The sequence below is a fragment of the Enterobacter sp. 198 genome (assembly GCF_009025585.1).
Taxonomy (GTDB): domain Bacteria; phylum Pseudomonadota; class Gammaproteobacteria; order Enterobacterales; family Enterobacteriaceae; genus Enterobacter; species Enterobacter ludwigii.
Window position 1 is genome coordinate 44,470 of sequence record NZ_WCIM01000025.1, and the last position, 19,320, is coordinate 63,789.

General features: G+C 50.7%; 18 protein-coding genes and 1 pseudogene. 14 read left to right on the forward strand and 5 right to left on the reverse strand.

Annotation, left to right across the window (positions count from 1 at the left end; all coding sequences use genetic code 11):
* Window positions 1-5: 5 nt before the first annotated feature.
* The 3 genes from F8561_RS16815 to F8561_RS16825 are packed head-to-tail and all read right to left on the reverse strand — an operon-like array spanning window position 6 to window position 2,222.
* The gene (locus F8561_RS16815) at window positions 6-461 is read right to left on the reverse strand and encodes a tellurite resistance TerB family protein (RefSeq protein WP_000007448.1); all 456 of its coding nucleotides are present in this window, start codon (window positions 459-461) and stop codon (window positions 6-8) included.
* 22 nt (window positions 462-483) lie between these two features.
* Window positions 484-1,641: a TerD family protein gene (locus F8561_RS16820; RefSeq protein ID WP_001054786.1), complete on the reverse strand. Its 1,158-nt coding sequence runs from the start codon at window positions 1,639-1,641 to the stop codon at window positions 484-486.
* Entirely contained in the window at window positions 1,641-2,222 is a 582-nt protein-coding gene (locus F8561_RS16825; protein ID WP_000254136.1) for a TerD family protein, read from the reverse strand. The genes F8561_RS16820 and F8561_RS16825 overlap by 1 nt, the downstream gene beginning before the upstream one ends.
* Before the next feature lie 321 nt (window positions 2,223-2,543).
* Between F8561_RS16825 and F8561_RS16830 the strand changes: the two genes are divergently transcribed.
* The 13 genes from F8561_RS16830 (at window position 2,544) to F8561_RS16890 (ending at window position 15,953) form a co-directional block, all read left to right on the forward strand.
* Window positions 2,544-3,602 carry an ATP-grasp domain-containing protein gene (locus tag F8561_RS16830; RefSeq protein ID WP_001035171.1) on the forward strand — a complete coding sequence of 353 codons (1,059 nt, stop codon included), beginning with the start codon at window positions 2,544-2,546 and terminating at the stop codon, window positions 3,600-3,602.
* A gap of 9 nt (window positions 3,603-3,611) precedes the next feature.
* Window positions 3,612-4,754: a phosphoribosyltransferase domain-containing protein gene (locus tag F8561_RS16835; protein ID WP_023327712.1), complete on the forward strand. Its 1,143-nt coding sequence runs from the start codon at window positions 3,612-3,614 to the stop codon at window positions 4,752-4,754.
* Window positions 4,747-5,520, forward strand: coding sequence for a hypothetical protein (locus tag F8561_RS16840; protein WP_001040062.1), 774 nt, complete (start codon window positions 4,747-4,749; stop codon window positions 5,518-5,520). Before F8561_RS16835 ends, F8561_RS16840 begins: the two co-directional genes overlap by 8 nt.
* Window position 5,521: 1 nt before the next feature.
* Entirely contained in the window at window positions 5,522-6,601 is a 1,080-nt protein-coding gene (locus F8561_RS16845; RefSeq protein WP_023327713.1) for a cysteine protease StiP family protein, read from the forward strand.
* Window positions 6,601-7,557: an HpcH/HpaI aldolase/citrate lyase family protein gene (locus tag F8561_RS16850; RefSeq protein WP_000797363.1), complete on the forward strand. Its 957-nt coding sequence runs from the start codon at window positions 6,601-6,603 to the stop codon at window positions 7,555-7,557. The genes F8561_RS16845 and F8561_RS16850 overlap by 1 nt, the downstream gene beginning before the upstream one ends.
* A 10-nt stretch (window positions 7,558-7,567) precedes the next feature.
* Window positions 7,568-8,776, forward strand: coding sequence for a DUF4236 domain-containing protein (locus F8561_RS16855; protein WP_023327714.1), 1,209 nt, complete (start codon window positions 7,568-7,570; stop codon window positions 8,774-8,776).
* A 17-nt stretch (window positions 8,777-8,793) separates the two neighbouring features.
* On the forward strand, window positions 8,794-9,261 hold the full coding sequence (gene terW / locus F8561_RS16860; protein ID WP_001176767.1) for a tellurium resistance protein TerW: 468 nt from the start codon (window positions 8,794-8,796) through the stop codon (window positions 9,259-9,261).
* 463 nt (window positions 9,262-9,724) lie between these two features.
* Window positions 9,725-10,363 (forward strand): vWA domain-containing protein, encoded by a 639-nt coding sequence (locus F8561_RS16865; RefSeq protein WP_023327715.1) that lies wholly within the window; start codon window positions 9,725-9,727, stop codon window positions 10,361-10,363.
* Window positions 10,364-10,385: 22 nt separating this feature from the next.
* Window positions 10,386-11,027, forward strand: coding sequence for a TerD family protein (locus tag F8561_RS16870; RefSeq protein WP_000116681.1), 642 nt, complete (start codon window positions 10,386-10,388; stop codon window positions 11,025-11,027).
* Complete coding sequence (locus F8561_RS16875) at window positions 11,027-11,665, forward strand: vWA domain-containing protein (RefSeq protein ID WP_023327716.1); 639 nt, start codon at window positions 11,027-11,029, stop codon at window positions 11,663-11,665. The genes F8561_RS16870 and F8561_RS16875 overlap by 1 nt, the downstream gene beginning before the upstream one ends.
* Window positions 11,666-11,750: 85 nt before the next feature.
* Window positions 11,751-12,791, forward strand: coding sequence for a TerY-C metal binding domain-containing protein (locus F8561_RS16880; RefSeq protein WP_001253653.1), 1,041 nt, complete (start codon window positions 11,751-11,753; stop codon window positions 12,789-12,791).
* On the forward strand, window positions 12,791-14,428 hold the full coding sequence (locus tag F8561_RS16885) for a PP2C family serine/threonine-protein phosphatase (RefSeq protein ID WP_023327718.1): 1,638 nt from the start codon (window positions 12,791-12,793) through the stop codon (window positions 14,426-14,428). The genes F8561_RS16880 and F8561_RS16885 overlap by 1 nt, the downstream gene beginning before the upstream one ends.
* Before the next feature lie 25 nt (window positions 14,429-14,453).
* Window positions 14,454-15,953, forward strand: coding sequence for a helix-hairpin-helix domain-containing protein (locus tag F8561_RS16890; RefSeq protein ID WP_032636178.1), 1,500 nt, complete (start codon window positions 14,454-14,456; stop codon window positions 15,951-15,953).
* Window positions 15,954-16,279: 326 nt separating this feature from the next.
* Here the strand turns inward: F8561_RS16890 and F8561_RS16895 are convergent.
* Window positions 16,280-16,470, reverse strand: a pseudogene (locus tag F8561_RS16895) (hypothetical protein); the annotation flags it as partial.
* A gap of 263 nt (window positions 16,471-16,733) precedes the next feature.
* Entirely contained in the window at window positions 16,734-17,885 is a 1,152-nt protein-coding gene (locus F8561_RS16900) for a hypothetical protein (RefSeq protein ID WP_023327720.1), read from the reverse strand.
* A gap of 247 nt (window positions 17,886-18,132) precedes the next feature.
* Here F8561_RS16900 and F8561_RS16905 point away from each other — a divergent pair, with 247 nt between their 5' ends.
* Window positions 18,133-19,122: a tyrosine-type recombinase/integrase gene (locus F8561_RS16905; protein WP_023327721.1), complete on the forward strand. Its 990-nt coding sequence runs from the start codon at window positions 18,133-18,135 to the stop codon at window positions 19,120-19,122.
* Window positions 19,123-19,320 lie beyond the last annotated feature (198 nt).

The following is a 19,320-nucleotide window of genomic DNA, read 5'->3' on the forward strand; positions in this document are numbered from 1 at the left end:
GTGGATCAGAGGCCAAATTCAGCCGGGTCGAAGCCCAACGCGATAGCGATCTCGCGGGAGGCCAGTTTCTCGTCCTGATCGAAGTTACCGTCACTTTTTGCAACGGCAATACCAACACGTAAGGCCAGCTGAGCGGCCTCAGGCTGATCTTTCAACGCCAGGATGTATTTCATGGTTTCGCCCTTGCCGATTTCAACATCGAAATCGAAGCTTGAAACCAGTTTATTGAAGAACTCGATCACCTCATTGGTATCGAATACCTTCAGCTCTTCTGAAGAGCGAAGAAAGCCCATCATTTTCTGCTTTTCTTCCGAACTCACGCCGTCACTCGATACGGCAATACGGGCACATACAGCAACGGTGCCGTGCATAAATTTTTTGTTTTTGAAACGGCCAACCTGGCGGGTCAGTTCGTCCCGGCCAGAGTTAATGGCACCTTTTACCTTGTCGAAAAAGCTCATACCTGTTTCCTTTGTTGCTGTGTTATTTAGAACCGGCGCTCCAGCGAAATCCCCAGCCAAATGCCCGGTCCATTTCGTCCTGGCCTTTGAAGTACTGGTTAATTCGCTCGACTTTAATTGCACCGTTTTCGTTTACGAGTCTGGCAATGGCGCACAATGTGCGACGGTTTTCACCTTCGGTCAGGCGGGTCTCAATGGGCGGTTGATCCGGCACATGAATAGTGACCACACCATCAGTCTTGTCCCAGCTGGGAACACCTTCATAAATAAAGGCGTAAATCAGCACTTCGCGGATATGCTTCCATTCACGTCCATTGATATGCAGCCACTCGCCGTCTGATACATCACCCGTCCGGTCATCTCCCTTGAGCTGAACATACGGTTCATCGCGATAATCACCGAATGCATTACCGAGCGCCTGAATGACCGATTTATACCCGTCCTGAAGCTCAACAAAGGCCCCCAGATCCAGGTCGATTCCTTTGGAGCCGAACATGCCTGCAAAGCCGGATTTGCCGCTGCCTCGGTGCCAGTTCAGGTTGATCCGGATTTCACCGAAGTTATCCCGTTTGGTCAGGCTGATTGCAGGCTTCTCTTTTGTCAGCGATACCTTGCTCAGGCTGATTTTTGTCTCAACTGGCGGAGGGGTTACAACCGGAGGAGTCGGGGCTGCGGGAGCAGGTTCGTCGGCAATATTTACGCCGAAATGCTCTGCCAGCGGTTTAAGTCCACCGTTGAACCCCTGCGCAACAAAGCGGAATTTCCAGTCATTATTACGACGGTAAAATTCACCCAGAATTAAGGCTGCTTCCTGACGGCCGCTCAATTCGACACTGCCGCTAACCAGGCCGGTAGCCCCTTGCTCCACGTCGATGGAAAGATTACGAAGACCGGACACCGTCTGCCCACCGTCACAGGTCACGGTGAACGCAATTTTTTGGACATCAGGTTTCAGCCGGTTGAGCGCGACAGTAAAGGTTGAGTACTGGCCTTCACTGACCAGGCTGACGGTACCATCATCGTTACGTGGCTGACCATAGAACACCATGTCCGCATCACCCTGCACCTTCCCGTCGGCATACAGGCGAAACGCCGAAGCATCCACCTGGCCGCCCGAGGTGATCCGGACCCGCAACTCCTGGGCTGGAACGGGGGCATTGCCCCCCGGCGTCAGGTTCATTAGCGGATAACCGCTGAAACGATATCGGAGTGCATATCGTCAATTGTGCGGCCGCGACAGGCATGGCCAAGGGCGGTAAAGTCCCAGTTGCCGTTATTACGGCGCAGCGAAGAAATAACGATCCCGGTATGTGAGCCCTGCTCAGTCAGCTTGTAGCGAGCCAGCTCTTTGCCGGTTTGATCGACAACGCGGCAGAACGCGTTTTCGACGTCATTGAACGACTGACCACGGAAGCTGTTTACCGTAAACGCCAGGTATTCAACGTTTGCAGGCAGTCGGGAGAGGTTGACCTTAATCACTTCATCGTCACCGTCACCCTCACCGGTCAGGTTATCGCCACTGTGCACAACAGCGCCGCAGGTGGATTCCAGTTTGCGGAACCAGATGGTGTCAATTGTTTTACCGGTGCTGTCCATTAATACGCAGCCAGCATCGAGATCGATTGAGTCGTTGCCTCCAAACAATCCTCCAAGAAGACCTTTTTTCTTAACCGGATCCCAACCGAGACCGAAATGAAGCTGGCTTAATGCAGATGATTCTTTGCTGAGTGATACCGTCTGGTTCTTAACTAATGAAACCATGTTTTATTCCTTAAAATGGTAATGACCGAGACAATCAAAGGGTTGTTTATTAACTGACGAAGAAAATCATATCATGATGAAGTTCTATGACAAGGGAAATTTTGGTAGTTTTCTGTAAAAACACAAAAAGAAAATCTTTTCAGGGTGTTAATTTTCTATGTTTAATTTAAATATCAATACGTTATCTGAAATCCAAAAAATACTGACTCACTCCATAACCACAGAAGTTATTAATCATATTATGATTGACATGTAGCTTAGACACTCATAGACTCACTTCTCAATCATAAATTTGCATGGCGTTCCGGATAATTAAAAAAAATGAACAAGAAAATTTGGTTTATGGAAGGTTTATCCTCCCAGCGAGATATTATTCAGGGGGTAAAATCATTTGCACAAAAAAATAATTTTGCCATTACCGTTTTTGCCTCCCACCGTAACGAAAGAAATGAAATCCTTTCCGTTGCCGATTATTCTTTGACTGAACCTGAAGATCCTCAAAAACGTCTCCAGTTTATTCAGGAAACCATTCAGACCTACGGCATCCACCATATTCATACTGGCCGTAACAGCCAGTGGTTTGAAGAACACCGTTCAGACATTGAATCGACCGGTGCCACACTTACTACCGGTGCAACGAGCGTCGACTGGTTAACTCTGGCTGACGAAAAAGTTACTTTTGCTCAGTTTATGGAGCAAAAGGGACTCCCGGTTGTACCATCCTGGCGGGTGAATACGCTGGCAGAATTAAAGACACACCTCGCGTCCCCGCCGTTCACTGACAGCCCGGTATGCGTGAAGCCGGTGACGGGTATCTATGGCATGGGATTCTGGCGCTTTGATGACAGTGCTTCGCCTATGGCCGTCTTTAATCATCCCGAACATCGTCTGGTCAGTCCGCAACAGTATATTGCAGCAGCATCAGCTGCTGAGTCGTTTAAACCCCTTGTTTTGATGCCGTACCTGCCAGGCCCGGAATTTTCCGTCGATATCCTCGCGGATAAGGGCGAAATACTCGCAGCCGTGGGACGCCGTAAGGAAGGGGCTATCCAGTATCTGGTAAACGAAGGTAGCGCCTGGGAACTGGCGTGTGACTGCGCCCGGGTTATGAAGGCCGACGGGCTGGTGAATGTTCAGACGCGAAACGATGTGAATGGCAACCCGGTGCTGCTTGAAACCAACATGCGTCCGTCAGGGGGGGTGGGTTATACCCTTCACAGCGGGGTGAACCTTCCTGGGTTATTTGCTGCCTTTAAGCTCGGTCTGATGTCTGAAGATATGGTGCGCCAGAGCGCTAAAAACACCTTTTCTCCGGTTGCGGTGAGATCCATTACGGATGTAATTGCATACCCGGAATCACTCTCTAACCTTTTGAATTAAGGCGTGTTTATGTCTGATAACCTCGAAGATATGATTTATCGCCGTACCCTCTCATGCGGTACGATTCAGGTAATCCGCGATCAGGGTGAAGTTTCGCTCGATGACCTGTTTGATATCGCTGAAAGACGTAACCCGAAACGCGCCTTTCTGTTTGTCAGCAAAGTACTCGGCAGGCACATTCCCGTGCTACCCTCAGTCATGCGGCAGGCCTACAGACAGCTTGCCAGCCAGTTCCCCTCAACGCTGACAGGGCCCGTACTGTTTATCGGTATGGCTGAAACCGCCGTTGGGCTTGGGGCCGGTGTGTTTGATGAAGTGCGCCACCAGCATCGTGAATCTGTATATCTGACCTCTACCCGTCACCCGGTTGATGGCACGTTGCTTTGCGAGTTCAAGGAAGAACACAGCCACGCCACTGATCATCTGATCTATCTGCCAGATGATGAAGAGAAAAGACGTCGTGTTACCAACGCGCGAACGCTGGTTTTGATTGATGACGAGGCAACCACCGGTAATACCTTTATTAACCTGCTTTCTGCCCTGCGTAATACCGGCAAGCTTCAACATATTGAACAGGTTATCGCCGTTACGCTTACCGACTGGAGTGGCAAAGCCTTGTCCGAGCGCAGCACCTTACCCGTCACTTCTGTTTCTCTTGTAAGCGGTCAGTGGGGATGGACCACATTACCAGATGCACCGGTCCCGGACATGCCGAAAGTCAACGTAACTTCACGCGGAGAATGGGACATCCAGGGGAAACAGTCATGGGGTCGACTGGGGATGCTCGCACCTGCGGCCGATCTCGGCCATGAGGTTTCCGTCCGCAAAGGGGAGCGTGTTCTGGTTCTCGGGACAGGGGAATTCGTCTGGGAGCCGTTCCTGCTTGCAGAACGGCTCGAAGCTGCCGGGGCAAAGGCATTTTACGGTTCGACCACCCGCTCCCCTATCGCCGTTGGTTATGCCATTGAGTCCGCCATTTCCTTTACGGATAACTACGGGCTGGGCATCCCCAATTTTGTCTATAACGTCGCCCACCAGCAGTTTGACCGCATTCTTGTGTGTACTGAGACACCCGCAGAAAGTATTGACGCGCAGCTTCTTAAGGCGCTGGCTGAGGTTGCGCCCGTCGTGGAGATTGTTACCTATGAATAAACCCGTTGTTCTGAGCGACCTTGACGACACGCTCTTTCAGACCCGTCGTAAAATGGTGGACGAGCTGGCCCTGGAGCCATTCCGTACCGGTGCCGTTGATCGTACCCTGAATCCACGAAGCTTTATGACGGAAGAACAGTCCATGTTAGTGGACTGGCTTCTGGAGCAGGCTGAACTCATTCCCGTTACCGCACGGGGAACTGAAGAAATCAGCCGCGTACGGATCCCTTTCCACTCCTGGGCAATCACCACGCACGGGGCCGTCATTCTCACGCCTGAAGGCAACCCCGACGAGGAGTGGAAGGCCCATATGCTCGGCCAGCTGGCTCCCTATCAGGAAAAGCTGACATCGATGCAGCGACTGATCACTGAAATGATGGACGCAAAAGGGATTAATGCCTGGGCAAGACTGAACTTCGAATACGGTGAAACGGCGGTTTATATGGTGATGAAACACCGCGACAGCACCCGCCTTGACGAGCTCAATGCCATTGCAGATGAGATAGAAACGGTGTTTCCGACCGAGGGCTTCTACATCCACCGCAACAGTAATAACGTGGCCTGGCTACCCACCCCGGTTGAGAAAGGGCTGGCCGTCAGCTGGCTGCTTGAAAAACTTCGGGCTGAACGCGGCGTTTTCCCCGTAATTGGTCTGGGCGACAGCCTGAGCGATCATCGTTTTATGAAACTGTGCAGCTGGTTTGGCATCCCGCGTCAGAGTCAGTTTGCAGATGCCATTTCACAGCGAATTTTTGGAGAAAATTAAAATGCAGCCACATGAAACATTTACCGGCTCATACCAGCCCGGTGACGTGGAATTTCTGCTAAAGCCGGTTGTCATTGAGATGACGCCGGTTGATCAAAAAGAAGAGCTGATTCAGTCCGGGAAGAAACATTATTCAGACATGCTCAGCCAGGAGCCAGCACCAACACAATGGCATCTTGATTTGTTTCACCGGGCGCTGGATCGGGGCGCAGAGAGGCTTGCAAAAGAAGTCACACAGCTCGCTATTTCTCTGGCCGAACGCTTCGGTGATGAGCCCATTGTACTGGCCAGTCTTGTCAGAGCTGGCGTACCGCTCGGCGTTATGCTGCACCAGGCCCTGCGTGACATGGGGAAAACCTCATGGCATTACGGCATCAGCATCATCCGGGATCGTGGAATTGACGGTGCAGCACTCGACGTCATTGAAGAGCGGCATGGTACCAGCGGTATTGTCTTTGTTGACGGATGGACAGGTAAAGGCGCAATTACCGGAGAGCTTGTACGCGCACTGAAAGATCGCCCGGGCTATCCTGAGCAGCCGCGACTGGTTGTCCTGGCCGATCCCTGTGGCTGTTCCTGGCTTGCAGCAAGTGATGATGACTGGCTCATTCCTTTTGGCATCATGGGTGCGCCGGTATCAGGCCTGATCTCCCGGTCAGTATGGTCCTCTGAAGGATTACATGGGTGCATGGTTTGCGAGCATCTCAGTGAATTCGAATGCAGCCGGATGCTTGTCGATGCCGTCGCTCATTTCCGTAAGAAGTTAACACCGACATCCCTCGCTCCCCTGAGCTGGAATACGGAGTCAGCCCGGATCTTATGGCAGACAAGTCGCGACGTTATCGCGTTCCTGGCCGATGAATTTAAAGTGGACAGCGTCAATCGTATTAAACCCGGTATTGCTGAAGCAACCCGGGCTGTATTGCGTCGGGTACCGGACCATATATTTGTGCGTTCTATTGACGACCCGGACGTTGCCTTGCTTGTAGGGCTTGCTCGTGAAAAGGGAATAGTTGTTACAGAAATGGGGGGAACCCTCGGCCAGTATCGGGCTGTAACCATTATCAAGAAGGTACTCTGATGAAAAATCGTCTTTCTCCCTGGAATCTGGGAGCCACGCTATACATGCCTGCAACACGGGAAGATATTGCTGATGCCGTCCTGCATGGGAAAATCCCGGGTTTGCGCTCTCTGGTAATTTGCCTTGAGGATGCTGTCAGTGAAGCAGACATCCCCATCGCCCTCAAAAATCTGGAGCACCTGCTGCACGAGCTCAGTAACAGCATGCGTAGCCTGGGTAAAAATGACTGGCCTCTGGTGTTCATTCGCCCCCGGCATGCCGACATGGGCAGATGGTTAAAAGCGCATTATGATCTTTCCGCTGTCGACGGGTTTGTGTTGCCGAAATTTACCCTCAGTTCGTTAGCTGAATGGTGGGATATCATGGGCGGGACTCACCTGTGCATGATGCCAACGCTGGAAACAGAAGACGTCTTTGACGTGGTTCAGATGCGGGAGCTGGCCACCCGTCTGGTGGAACATCCCTGCCACGACCGCATTATTGCGCTTCGAATCGGCGGCAACGATCTTATGAACGTTGTGTCGCTTCGCCGTCCCCGGGACCTGACGCTGTATGATAGCCCGATGGGCTACGTCATCAAAATGCTCGTTTCGGTCTTCGGCCCGCGTGATTTTGCCCTGACCGCGCCCGTATGTGAGCATATTGACGATCATGCCGTAATGGCCAGAGAGCTGGCTCTTGATATGGCACATGGGCTTGTTGGGAAAACGGCCATTCACCCGGGTCAGATAGAGGTCATTCAAAACGCGCTGATGGTCACTCAGGGTGAGCATTCTGACGCTCTGCGGATCCTGAACTCTACCCAGGCCGTGTTTAAGTCGCAGGGAGCAATGTGTGAACCCGCCACACATCGCCGCTGGGCGGCTGGCATTCTGGACAGAGCTCGTTTTTATGGGTTACAGAACGAGCAAAGCGCTGATGGAATCAGATTACTTACCGTGACCCAGCATCATTAAGGAAATCATAATGGGGTTCAGGTTCAGAAAGTCGATCAACATTATTCCTGGTGTTCGCCTCAACCTGAGTAACGGTGCACCGAGCCTGAGTGTCGGGCCGAGAGGTGCTTCCGTTTCTTTTGGAAGCCGGGGGACCTATGCCAATCTGGGCTTGCCCGGTACCGGGCTGAGTTACCGTACCCGGCTTGACCGGGCCGCGCGTTCCGGAGGTGGGAACCGGACGGCTACCGACCCGGGGCTCAGACAGGCGCTTGAGGAGGAAGCCGCTGATCTCATGTCAGCGGTGACCGCAATCCGTAATATTCACGAGCTGACGCCGGATCCTAAAACAGGCATCAGCTGGGCAGAGCTGGAAGCAGTATACCTGCATAACAGAACGTCGCCTTTTCAGGTTCCGGCACCGGTGCGTCCAGAAAAGCCAGACTATCTTGCATTGCCGGAAAAGCCTGCCGAGAGCGAAGGCATTAGTTTTCTGGGTAAATGGTTTGAATCGGAATCAGCTAAAGCTGAGCGCCACGCCGAAAATCTTCGCCGGTGGCAGCAGGAGCTGATTGATGTCGAGCGTGAGAATACCCTTCGACAGCACCGGTACCAGCAACAACGGACGGCCTGGGCCGAACAGTATGCAAACTGGAAGTTTGAGGCTGAAGAACATGAAAAACGGCTCGCCACGGCTCAGGCAGATGCCCGGCAGCAGTTCCGGACAGACGCCGCGTTTTTCGAATCATACCTGGCGGGTGTGCTGGCAGAAACTGAATGGCCGCGTGAAACGCTTGTTGCATTTGAAGTAAAGCCGGAGCTATCAGCAGTCCTGCTGGATGTTGATTTAGCTGAGATTGAAGATTTCCCTGATAAGATTTACGGCGTTAATGCCCGGGGCACGGAGCTGACGGAAAAAGCCATGACGCAAAAAGCCGTACGCGAAAACTATGCCCGCCACGTCCATGGCTGCTTGTTCCGCCTGGTCGGTATCGTTTTACATACGCTACCGTTCGACAACGTGATTGTGTCAGGCTTTACGCAACGGGTCAGTAAGCGGACCGGCTATCTGGAGGATGAGTATATCCTGTCCTGCAAATGCAGTCGCAGCCAGATGTCGTCAGTAAATTTTGCAGGCTTAGAACACATTGATCCGGTTGAAGCGTTAGGCGATCAACCGGTTATTCGAAAGATGAGCAGTACCTTCATTTTTCAGCCTATTGAACCACTAACCCTTTAAGCAGGCTAAATCTTACGATGCAATTAAATACCAGACAGGCCCGGATTTTTAAGCTTGCCAACTTACTGGGCACCGGCAAGCCCGTTTCCGCTGCCGACATTATAACCAGTCTGGAATGCTCAGAGCCGACATTAACCCGGGCACTCAAAGAGCTACGCGAGTCATATTCTGCGGAGATCAAATACAGCAAGGCAGGTCATTCATACCATCTCGTTAATCCGGGCCAGCTGGATAAAAAGACCCTTCGCCGGATGAATGAAGCGCTCGCACAGAATGCTGAACTGAAAACCGGTGAGTCCACAGGGAAGGTCGTACTCGATAAGGATAAAAAAACAGCCGTGTCATTATCGCTACGCATGCGGATTTTAAGAAAAATTGACCGTCTGGCTGCGCTGAGTGGCTCGACCCGAAGTGAAGCGGTAGAGAAGCTGGCTCTGCACTCCGTTGATGAACTGATAAAAGAATACAGCGCTAAAAAGTCCTGACGCTAAATCTCAGACCGGGGTGAAAACCCCGGTTTTGTCATATTTCACCTCTGTATCTGCGTGACGGAGTTTTGATCTATTCTCCTCCCGCAATGTCAGCAGCGCCTTTCTGCCTACAAAACCTGGTGTCTTGACATCCTCTTGTGCTACACATCAATCTTTGGGCGATTTACACTCCATTCATGCAGATCTGTGATGTATGATGATTTTCATACATAAGAAAGTTTATTTTTGCCGGAGTTTTTTTCAGAAATTTTATATTCCAGTACGGTCTGAATTTTTTTCTCTGATAAGAGGCCATTCACATGTCGGTAATTCAATGGTGGTTAACTTATTTCTTTAATGCCGCTTCTGAGTATTTAATCTCCACCCGACAGATGTCGTGCCGTTTTATCAAATCTACAAACTCTGGCCTCTTCCTGAAACTACTCTCCTCTTCCGATCTCTTAAGAAGGAATTACATTTGAGACGCTTACCCGTATATCTGCTACTCGACACGTCCGGCTCTATGCACGGAGAGCCTATCGAAGCGGTTAAGAATGGCGTTCAGACGCTGCTTACCACGCTGAAACAGGATCCGTATGCACTCGAAACGGCTTACGTGTCAGTGATCACCTTTGATTCTTCAGCCCGACAGGCAGTCCCCCTGACAGACCTCCTGAGTTTCCAGATACCAGCACTAACAGCCAGCGGCACCACCTCTCTTGGCGAAGCGCTTACCCTGACGGCCAGCTCCATTGCCAAAGAAGTACAGAAAACGACGGCTGACACTAAAGGTGACTGGCGTCCCCTTGTATTCCTGATGACGGATGGAAGTCCGAATGATGACTGGCGTAAAGGCCTGAATGACTTTAAAGCGGCCAGAACCGGCGTTGTTGTGGCATGTGCAGCCGGGCATGATGCCGATACCAGCGTCCTCAAAGAAATCACTGAAATCGTGGTTCAGCTCGATACAGCTGACAGTTCGACGATTAAAGCTTTCTTTAAATGGGTCAGTGCGAGCATTTCGGTAGGCAGTCAGAAAGTGGAGTCCAGCAAAAAAGAAGTGATCGGTCTTGAAGACCTGCCACCGCCGCCGCCAGAAGTAAACGTGGTCTTATAATTTTATTAATTAAGGGGATGTCATGTCTGTCAGTCTGAGCAAAGGCCAGGGCGTAAGCCTGAAAAAAAATGAATACGATCTCTCGTCCGTTACTATCGGCCTGGGTTGGGATATTAATGAGGAAAAGAAAGGTTTCCTCGGCGGGATCTTTGGTAAAAAAGAAGAAGAATACGACCTTGATGTGATCGCTTTCCTGTGTAATTCAGCCGGAAAGGTGACCGATCTCGGCAATGTGGAAAATGGTAAACCAACGCTTGTGAATGGCGATATCATCTTTTTCAACAGCCTTCGCCATAAGTCAGGAAATATCTGGCTGACGGGCGATAACCGAACCGGAGCCGGTGATGGTGACGATGAGCAAATTATTGTGCGCCTGAATTCCCTTGACGCTCAGTACGAGAAAATTGTGTTCATCGTTCAGATCTACAATGGTGAAAAGCTCCAGCAGCACTTTGGTAAAGTTCAGAATGCCTTCATCCGGGCAGTAGATGCCCGTAATATTGAAATGGCACGATTCGATCTTTCTGGCGGACCCGCCTTCGCCAGCCAGCGCTCCATGGTTTTTGCCGAGCTGATACGCGAGGCTACAGGCTGGAAACTCAGGGCAATTGGTGAGCCTTCAGAATCAGATTCGTTTGTCTCGCACCTGAGGAATTACATGTGATGCGCCGCCTGCCTGTTTACCTTGTTATCGACACATCCGGCTCGATGCGCGGTGAGTCCATCCATTCCGTTAACGTTGGAATTCAGGCGATGCTTAGCGCTCTTCGCCAGGATCCCTACGCCCTCGAAAGCGTTCATATCTCCATTATCACCTATGACAATGAGGCGCGTGAGTTCATTCCTCTCACGCCGCTGGAAGACTTCCAGTTTTCTGACATCGTTGTGCCAAGCGCAGGCGGGACGTTCACCGGTGCTGCCCTTGAATGTCTGATGCAGTGTGTTGAACGGGATGTACGTCGCTCAGATGGTGATACAAAAGGAGACTGGCGTCCTCTGGTATTCCTGATGACTGATGGAACCCCTTCTGATGCCCTGGCGTACGGTGAAGCGGTAAAAGCGATTCACGGCCGGGGATTCGGATCCATCATTGCCTGCGCCGTTGGTCCTAAAGCAGGCCATGAGCACTTAAAACAGCTCACCGATAAGGTTGTGTCTCTGGAGACGCTAGATTCAACCGCGTTTGCAGGTTTCTTTAAATGGGTATCGGCCAGCGTGTCTTCCGGCAGCACAAGCGCGGGGATCAATAACGGAACTGATACCCTTCCCCCTCCTCCACCAGAAATCCAGCTGGTGCTCTGACAGACAGAAAGGTGCTGCTTTCCGGGCAGCACCTTTCTGTACAGCAACGTTTTCTGCTGGCCGTACCAGCCGTACGAGGAAAATTATGAGACGCCTTCCCGTGTTTTTTGTCCTGGACTGTTCAGAGTCCATGATTGGTGAAAACCTGAAAAAAATGACTGATGGTCTGCAAATGATCATCGGAGATTTAAGAAAGGATCCACACGCACTTGAAACAGCCTGGGTTTCGGTAATCGCATTTGCCGGTGTAGCCCGTACGATTGTACCTCTTCACGAAATTGCCTCGTTCTACCCTCCCCGCCTTCCCGTTGGCGGCGGTACGAGCCTTGGGGCCGCATTGCGTGAGCTGACCGTACAAATTGATACCCAGGTCAGAAAAACCACTCATGAGGCTAAAGGCGACTGGAAACCCGTCGTGTATCTCCTTACCGACGGACGTCCGACTGACGACACAACCGCAGAAGTGAAGCGCTGGAAGGATCACTACGCGAGTAAAGTGAATCTCATTGCCGTTGGCCTGGGGCCGTCAGCGGACCTGAATACCCTGCGGCAACTGACAGAGAATGTCATGCTGTTCACCGAGTCTCAGGAAGGGGACTTTACCCGCTTCATCAAATGGATCACAGCCTCGGTTACGGCGCACAGCCGCAGCGTCGGAGACGACAAACAACCTGAGCTCAGCCAGACTGAATACATAGTCCGGCTGGCCAAGGACGAGCCAGTAAAAGCGTACGACGAAAACTGCGTTACGCTTACCGGCCGTTGCAGCAAGACCCGTCGTCCGTATCTGATGAAGTATGAACGGCCACCAGCAAGGATTTCCGGGCTCGATTTCAGCCTGAACCTGAACAGCTTTAATATTGCCGGATGCTATCCCATCGATGAGGACTATTTTGCATGGTCAGATGCCACCGCTACCGGTTTGCAGGTAAACACCAGCGAACTGCATGGCGTACCGGGTTGCCCTCACTGCGGTAATGCCAGTGCGTTTGCCCTGTGCTCATGCGGAAAATTGCTGTGCATTGACGGCCCGGATGACGTGATCTGCCCGTGGTGTGAAACAGGTCTGTCATTCAGCAATGATGGCGGAAACACTAACTTCGACGTAAACAGAGGGAGAGGTTGATGTCGCAAAATGTTTTACTTGAAGAGAAGATTATCCGCTTAGTGCTGTCTGAGCTGGGCCACCCTGTAGAAGGTGAGCGGCTTTTTCTTCTATCGCACGACCCTTCCCTTACTGAAGAGATTATGCGGCTTAAAGAGCGGATTGAGAGCCTTGCACAGGGTTTATCTACGCGGGTTAGCGAAGGTTATAACGACGCAGAGATCGCCCCCTCGTCAGCATCCAGCCTTTCCGATCAGCAACAAACGGTCGTAAGTGATGCTGATAACCCGGGCATTGACGCTACCGATACACCATTACTGCAACCCCTGCCAGAAAATGAACCTCATCCTCCGTTCTGGAAGCTGATGCCTTATTACGAATTTGATAAACCAGCACAGAGGGAAGACGAAAACCTGTCTTCCCTGGTATTAAAACCCGGGCAGATACCGACAGGCCAGCAGCGGGCCGGATTAGCTGTGCCACCTGCCGTTCCCCCGAGAGCTAAAATAGTTATTCCCAACGCCCGCGCAGGCGAACGTTTCTCTTCGCCGGTTGCTATAGTTCTGGATGAGGGCCAGCAGGCTACTGTCAGGGACGTTGTCTTTCCCAGGAACATTGGCCTGACCTTTGACAAAGAGCATAAGTTGCTGACAGGTACACCCACCGAAAGCGGCGATATAGAGCTTTCAGTACTCTGGTCATGCGCTTCGCACGACGAATGCGAAACAAAACAGCTTTTTATAGTCAATCCCGATCCGAGAAGCCTGTGGAAGGTGGTAGAGCCACCAGCAGACGCTTCCTACCCTAAGTCCCATCTGGACGCTGCTGGCCTGGTCAGGGGTGACATACGTATTGCTGCCGCCAGTCGCCGGGGACGATCTCATGAGCATGCCGGGAGCTTCAGAGATGACGACTTCTATATCAACCACTGCCAGGAAACAGGATGGTCTGTCATGCTGGTCGCAGACGGGGCCGGTAGTGCGGTAAATTCCCGGGAAGGCTCCCGGATTGCAGTCCAAACGGCTGGCGATTACCTTTTCAATCAGCTCAGTGGTTTGAAAGGCGTCCATCTAAAGCAGCACATCACGGCGTGGGAAGGGAGCGATCAGCAGGCAACCATAAACGCCATGCTTCATCATTTTAAACAGGCAGCTACGCTCGCGGTCAACAGTATCCAGAACGAAGCCATTTGTGCAGAACAACCTGTGAAATCCTATTCAACAACCCTACTGGCAACTGTAGCGCTACGAACTGATAACGAGCTGTTTGCGGCTGCATTCTGGCTTGGTGATGGTGCGATAGGTGCATACAGCCCTTCCGGTAAAGTCAGGATACTGGGAAATCCCGATAGCGGAGAATACGCAGGACAAACCCGCTTTCTTGACCAGAGCATTATCGCAGACCCCTCGTTTAGCGGCCGCATCAGCGTGGGTAAATGGAATGATGTATCTCACTTGATCCTCATGACAGATGGCGTATCAGACCCTCTGTTTGAGACAGATAACGGGCTTCGCAGTGACGAAAAATGGACCCGTCTCCTTGATGAGCTCATCCCTGTCCTTACAGACGCCAGTATTGCGCCTGAGAGGTTAGGCGACTGGCTTAACTTTTTCTCCACAGGGAACCACGATGACCGCACTATTGCGGTGTTGTGGTAAGGGATACGCTTCTTCGGTGATCAATATGGCAAATATTGTTACGTGCAAAACAAAGGACGGCGAAACAGTCCAGTATGTTGACGAGGTAATTGGTTCGGGCTCGATGAAGGATGTTTACTTCTCGCCTGATAAATCATACGTCGTCGCTTTTTATCATAAACCGCAGAACGAGCAGGCCCGGGATCGGATTGATATGATCACCGGACGCTACAGGCAAAACATTTTTGGCCAGTCCGGAGGTGAATACTGGAAGGACCTGTTTTGCTGGCCGACCCACGTTGTTGAGCATGGGGATAAAATCGGCATCGTGGTTCCAACCTACAAAAGCTACTTTTTCTTTAAATACGGCTCTAAAAACGATGATTTTCTTGGCATAAAAGGCCGTGAAAAGGAAGGCAAATGGTTTGCCAGCGCCAGCAACCAGAATAAATTTCTCGACCCACGTGAACGAGGCAATACGCTTACCTATCTCAAGGTCTGTCTGCTGCTAACAAGAGCCGTCAGAAGGATGCATGCGGCAGGTCTCTGTCACAGCGATCTAAGCTATAAAAACGTGCTTATCGATCCAGAAATGGGACATGCCTGCATCATTGACGTAGACGGACTGGTTGTCCCTGGAAAGTATCCTCCCGACGTCGTGGGCACCCCGGATTTTATCGCTCCGGAAGTGGTGAAAACCAGCCATCTTTCCAAAGAGGATCCGAACCGCGTATTGCCAAGCATTTCTACTGACCGTCATGCGCTGTCGGTGCTTATCTACATGTATCTGTTCTTCCGTCATCCGCTACGTGGCGGAAAAATACATGACATGTCGGATGAAGTACGTGATGAGACCTTATCTATGGGTGAGAAGGCACTCTTCATTGAACATCCGACAGACAAAAGCAATGCAGTCAAAGTCAGTCAGCTATCCTCCTTTTCACTGCCCTGGGCTGACCCGGAGAAAATTCCTTACACCATCATGGGCCCTTATCTGACGCCTTTGTTTGAACGCGCCTTTATTGATGGCTTACACGATGCCACTAAACGCCCGACCGCCGATGAGTGGGAAAGTGCCCTGGTTAAAACAGTCGATCTGATACAGCCCTGCCAGAACAAGGCGTGTGAACAGAAATGGTACGTTTTCTCAGGTAAGACAAAGCCGGTTTGTCCCTACTGCGGTACGCCATACAAGGGTAAATTACCGATTCTAAATTTATATTCATCCCGAAAGGAAGGCAGTTATCGTCCTGACGATCACCGGTTGATGGTGTGGAGCGGGCAGTCAATCTATGCGTGGCATGTGAATCGCCTCATTGCGCCAAATGAGCGCACAACCGATGCACAAAGGAAACGAGTTGGGTATTTTGTTTTCCATAACGATCAGTGGTGGTTAGTAAATGAAGGCATAAATGGGCTTATGTCATTACCGGATAAACGACAGATTGCCATTGGTGAAAAAATTGAACTGACGAATAACGCTCAGTTTGTTCTGTCAAAGGAGGAAGGCGGCAGGCTAGTCGTCGTTCAGTTAGTAGAAAACTAACGGACGCCCATAACGACTAAAACGTTCTGGCAGAATACTGAACCTGTTTAATGAATCACTATATTAAGCTGTGTCAAATTTAAGCTGCCAGAAAAACTGACTGTCTGTGCCGGATATGCGGTTCACCGCCTGCGGCAAGGGTTTAATGCGCAAAGCTCAAGTTGTTTATAAAAGTGAATGGTTTTGTGGCTCTACCCTGCCGCCCTCCTTTACGGCCTAGTGGGAGCGAAGCTGCAAAATGCGAATTTTAATAAATAGTGAAGTTTAATCCGGCAAAACAATCAGATTTATCCTCTAAAGGTTCTCAAGATGTTCCTTTTGTTTTTTTAAGCCTGTAATTCTGTGTAACTTCCAATATATGAAAGGTGATCGCTAAGGCAGTCACCGAACTCGATAATAAAACCACTAATCGCCAGTCGCCAGTTCTGGAGCGGTATACTCCATTTTTTCGACGCATCCTTGATCGGCAGAGATATAATCTTCCGTACCGGTCATCTGTCGGGAACATTTTGCGTTTATAACTTGATAAGGTACAGTGGATCCCATATATGTATATTGAGGATGTCCCTCTGAAACTCAGGAATCCGTATCATGGGTTTAAAACCAGGTCCCAAACCAATTGCCAAGTCAACAGGAAAGCCAAATCAACGTCGTCGCGATAATAAGGATACGCCCGGTAATACACCCGGATTGAAACCCAGTAAATCTACCGGGAAATGATAATGAAGGGTATAAGTTTCGTACTTATACCCTTATTAGGAACGAAGTTGCAAACTTCGGTTACTGGAGTGGAACATCCCAGCGTTTTACAGCTGTCGCTGAAACCGGTACGCAGTAAGCGGCATCTTTCTGGAGTTTAAGCCTGACATCTGTATCGAACTCAGAATCCAGCGGATTAAATTTCCAGCTTTCCCTATAGGATTTGATTATTTCTTCAGGGCAAAGAAAACTGAATTGATTGGTGGTAAATATAGAAACAGCCCGAACCGAGTAATATTCTCCTGCTTTGATTTTTTTCCTATCCCAAACTGAATTAGAAAAAAACTCCTCCGGATACTCGCTAGATTTTATAATATAGCTGTGGGTGCTGAAATCACTTATACCTGAAAGTTTAATGACGGAATGAGTAAATATAACAGGTAAAACAGTTATTTTTGTAGAAATAAATAACAGTATCATCAGAGACACTATCAAGGAAGTGCTAATTTTTTTGGGGAGTTTATCCTTGGCATCCATTCTGAGGTAAACGAGGCCAGGCAAAATTGTCATAAAAAAAACCATATAAGACATGAACGCCATTCCGGCCACGATCCTGAAACTTACTTTTTCAGTTGAAGCAGAAATATTCCTGAATACTATTTCCAGTGGAAACACCTGAAGATGCGCCAGCAGTGCTATACAGAGCGGGATGGCCACATAAATCTGGCATCGCCGCATCCATCTCACCTTCGTATTTTTAATTGATAAGTCGTGTTCTAGATATTTTCGGTTTATCAGGCAGGAAATAATTATGGTCAGTACACCGATACTTAGCAAAGACAGCCAGCCTGAATTATTTTTTACGGCCTGGCTGAAATCGAAAGCATAGTAAAATACATAGATAAACGCCATCGGGAACAGTCCTGACAGCATCAGTATCGATAAAAAGTTATTCTGAATTTTATTGTATGTAGGAAGATTATTGATGTCCTGAGGAATGATAATCGGCATGAATATAGAGATTATAAAAAAGATAAATAACAGAATCGCTAATGAGAATACGGCTGCGCAGCAGACCAGAGCGAATAGACTCTTGATGCTCAACACCTCAAAGAAAACATCGAGTCTGTCAAGACGACTGAAATATCCCCAGAGCACAGTCAGCGCGATCCCAGATATGATACCAGACGGAGTTAATACCGAAATTAACAGCGTCTTCCATTTCTGATTCATTGTTAACCTTCCCTCTTTATTATGGTGGTTAAGCTAAATTAGCAGCGTTACATCGTACAGGCACCTACCCGAATCTGACCGTCAACAGCTGTTTGTGTGGCAATGTACGAAGAATTGTTTTTTATCTTCTACTAATTAAAATGTACCTTTGAAAAAGTAGACTTTCTGCGATACGCTCTGGCGGTATCATTTCCCCCGATTTTTCACGCAGCGCGCCGGACGGTTTCCGGCCCTGACGGAGCCCTGGATGACACAGATGCCTGATGATGATCCTGACCTGTCCATGTCGCCGGCGGTCATACCACCTGATGGGGATTTCCTGCCGGCGCTGACAGGCGGCGAGGGTCCGGTCAGTCCCGCCCGGGCGTACCTGCTTTCCCTGAATTCCCCCCGCAGCCGGCAGACCATGGCCTCGTTCCTTAGCATCGTCGCGGACATGCTCGGTTCAGCTTCCATGGATGCCTGCAGCTGGGGCAGCCTGCGGCGTCATCACGTGATGGCTGTGACCGAGCTGCTGCGCGATAGCGGGCGGGCCACGGCCACCGTCAACACCTACCTTTCGGCACTCAAGGGCGTGGCGAAGGAAGCCTGGATGCTCAGGCTGATGGACGTGGAAAGCTTCCAGCACATCCGGGCGGTGCGCAACCTGCGCGGCAGCCGTCTCCCCCGCGGCCGGGCCCTGCTGCCGGAGGAGATCCTAGCGCTGTTCAGTACCTGCGAGGATGATGGCTCCAGTATCGGCCTCCGGGATGCGGCGATGCTGGGTGTCATTCTTGGCTGCGGCCTGCGCCGGTCGGAGGCCGTGGGGCTGGATTTGAGTGACGTTGTCACCACTGAGCGAGCACTCAGGGTGCTGGGTAAGGGGAACAAGGAACGGCTGGCCTATATGCCGGCGGGCACCTGGCAGCGGCTAAAGCTGTGGATCGATGAAGTGCGCGGAGAAAAAGACGGGCCGCTGTTTACCCGTATCCGTCGCTTTGACACCCTGACGAATGACCGTCTCACCGACCAGGCAGTGTACCATGTCCTGCAGGTGCGCCAGCGCCAGGCAGGAATAGCGAAATGCGCCCCGCACGATTTAAGGCGTACTTTTGCCACGGCCATGCTGGATAATGGGGAAGACCTGATTACGGTGAAGGATGCGATGGGTCATGCCAGCGTCACCACCACCCAGCAGTACGATCGCCGCGGCGAGGCGCGCCTGCGAACGGCGCGCGACCGTCTGGATCTGATATGAACTTAACAACACGTTAAGATAACAAGTTAACAAGATAGTAGGTGTGGATGCTCGCATGCTTGCAATTTTCTGAAATGGTGTCACATTGGAACTTCCGTTAAAGTAGGTCTGCCGGCTATCCCGTTTCCCCTTCTGAACCGGGGTGGTTTGGATATGCGGGATGGCCGGTCCTTTTCGTTCTTTTGCCGGGTACCATAT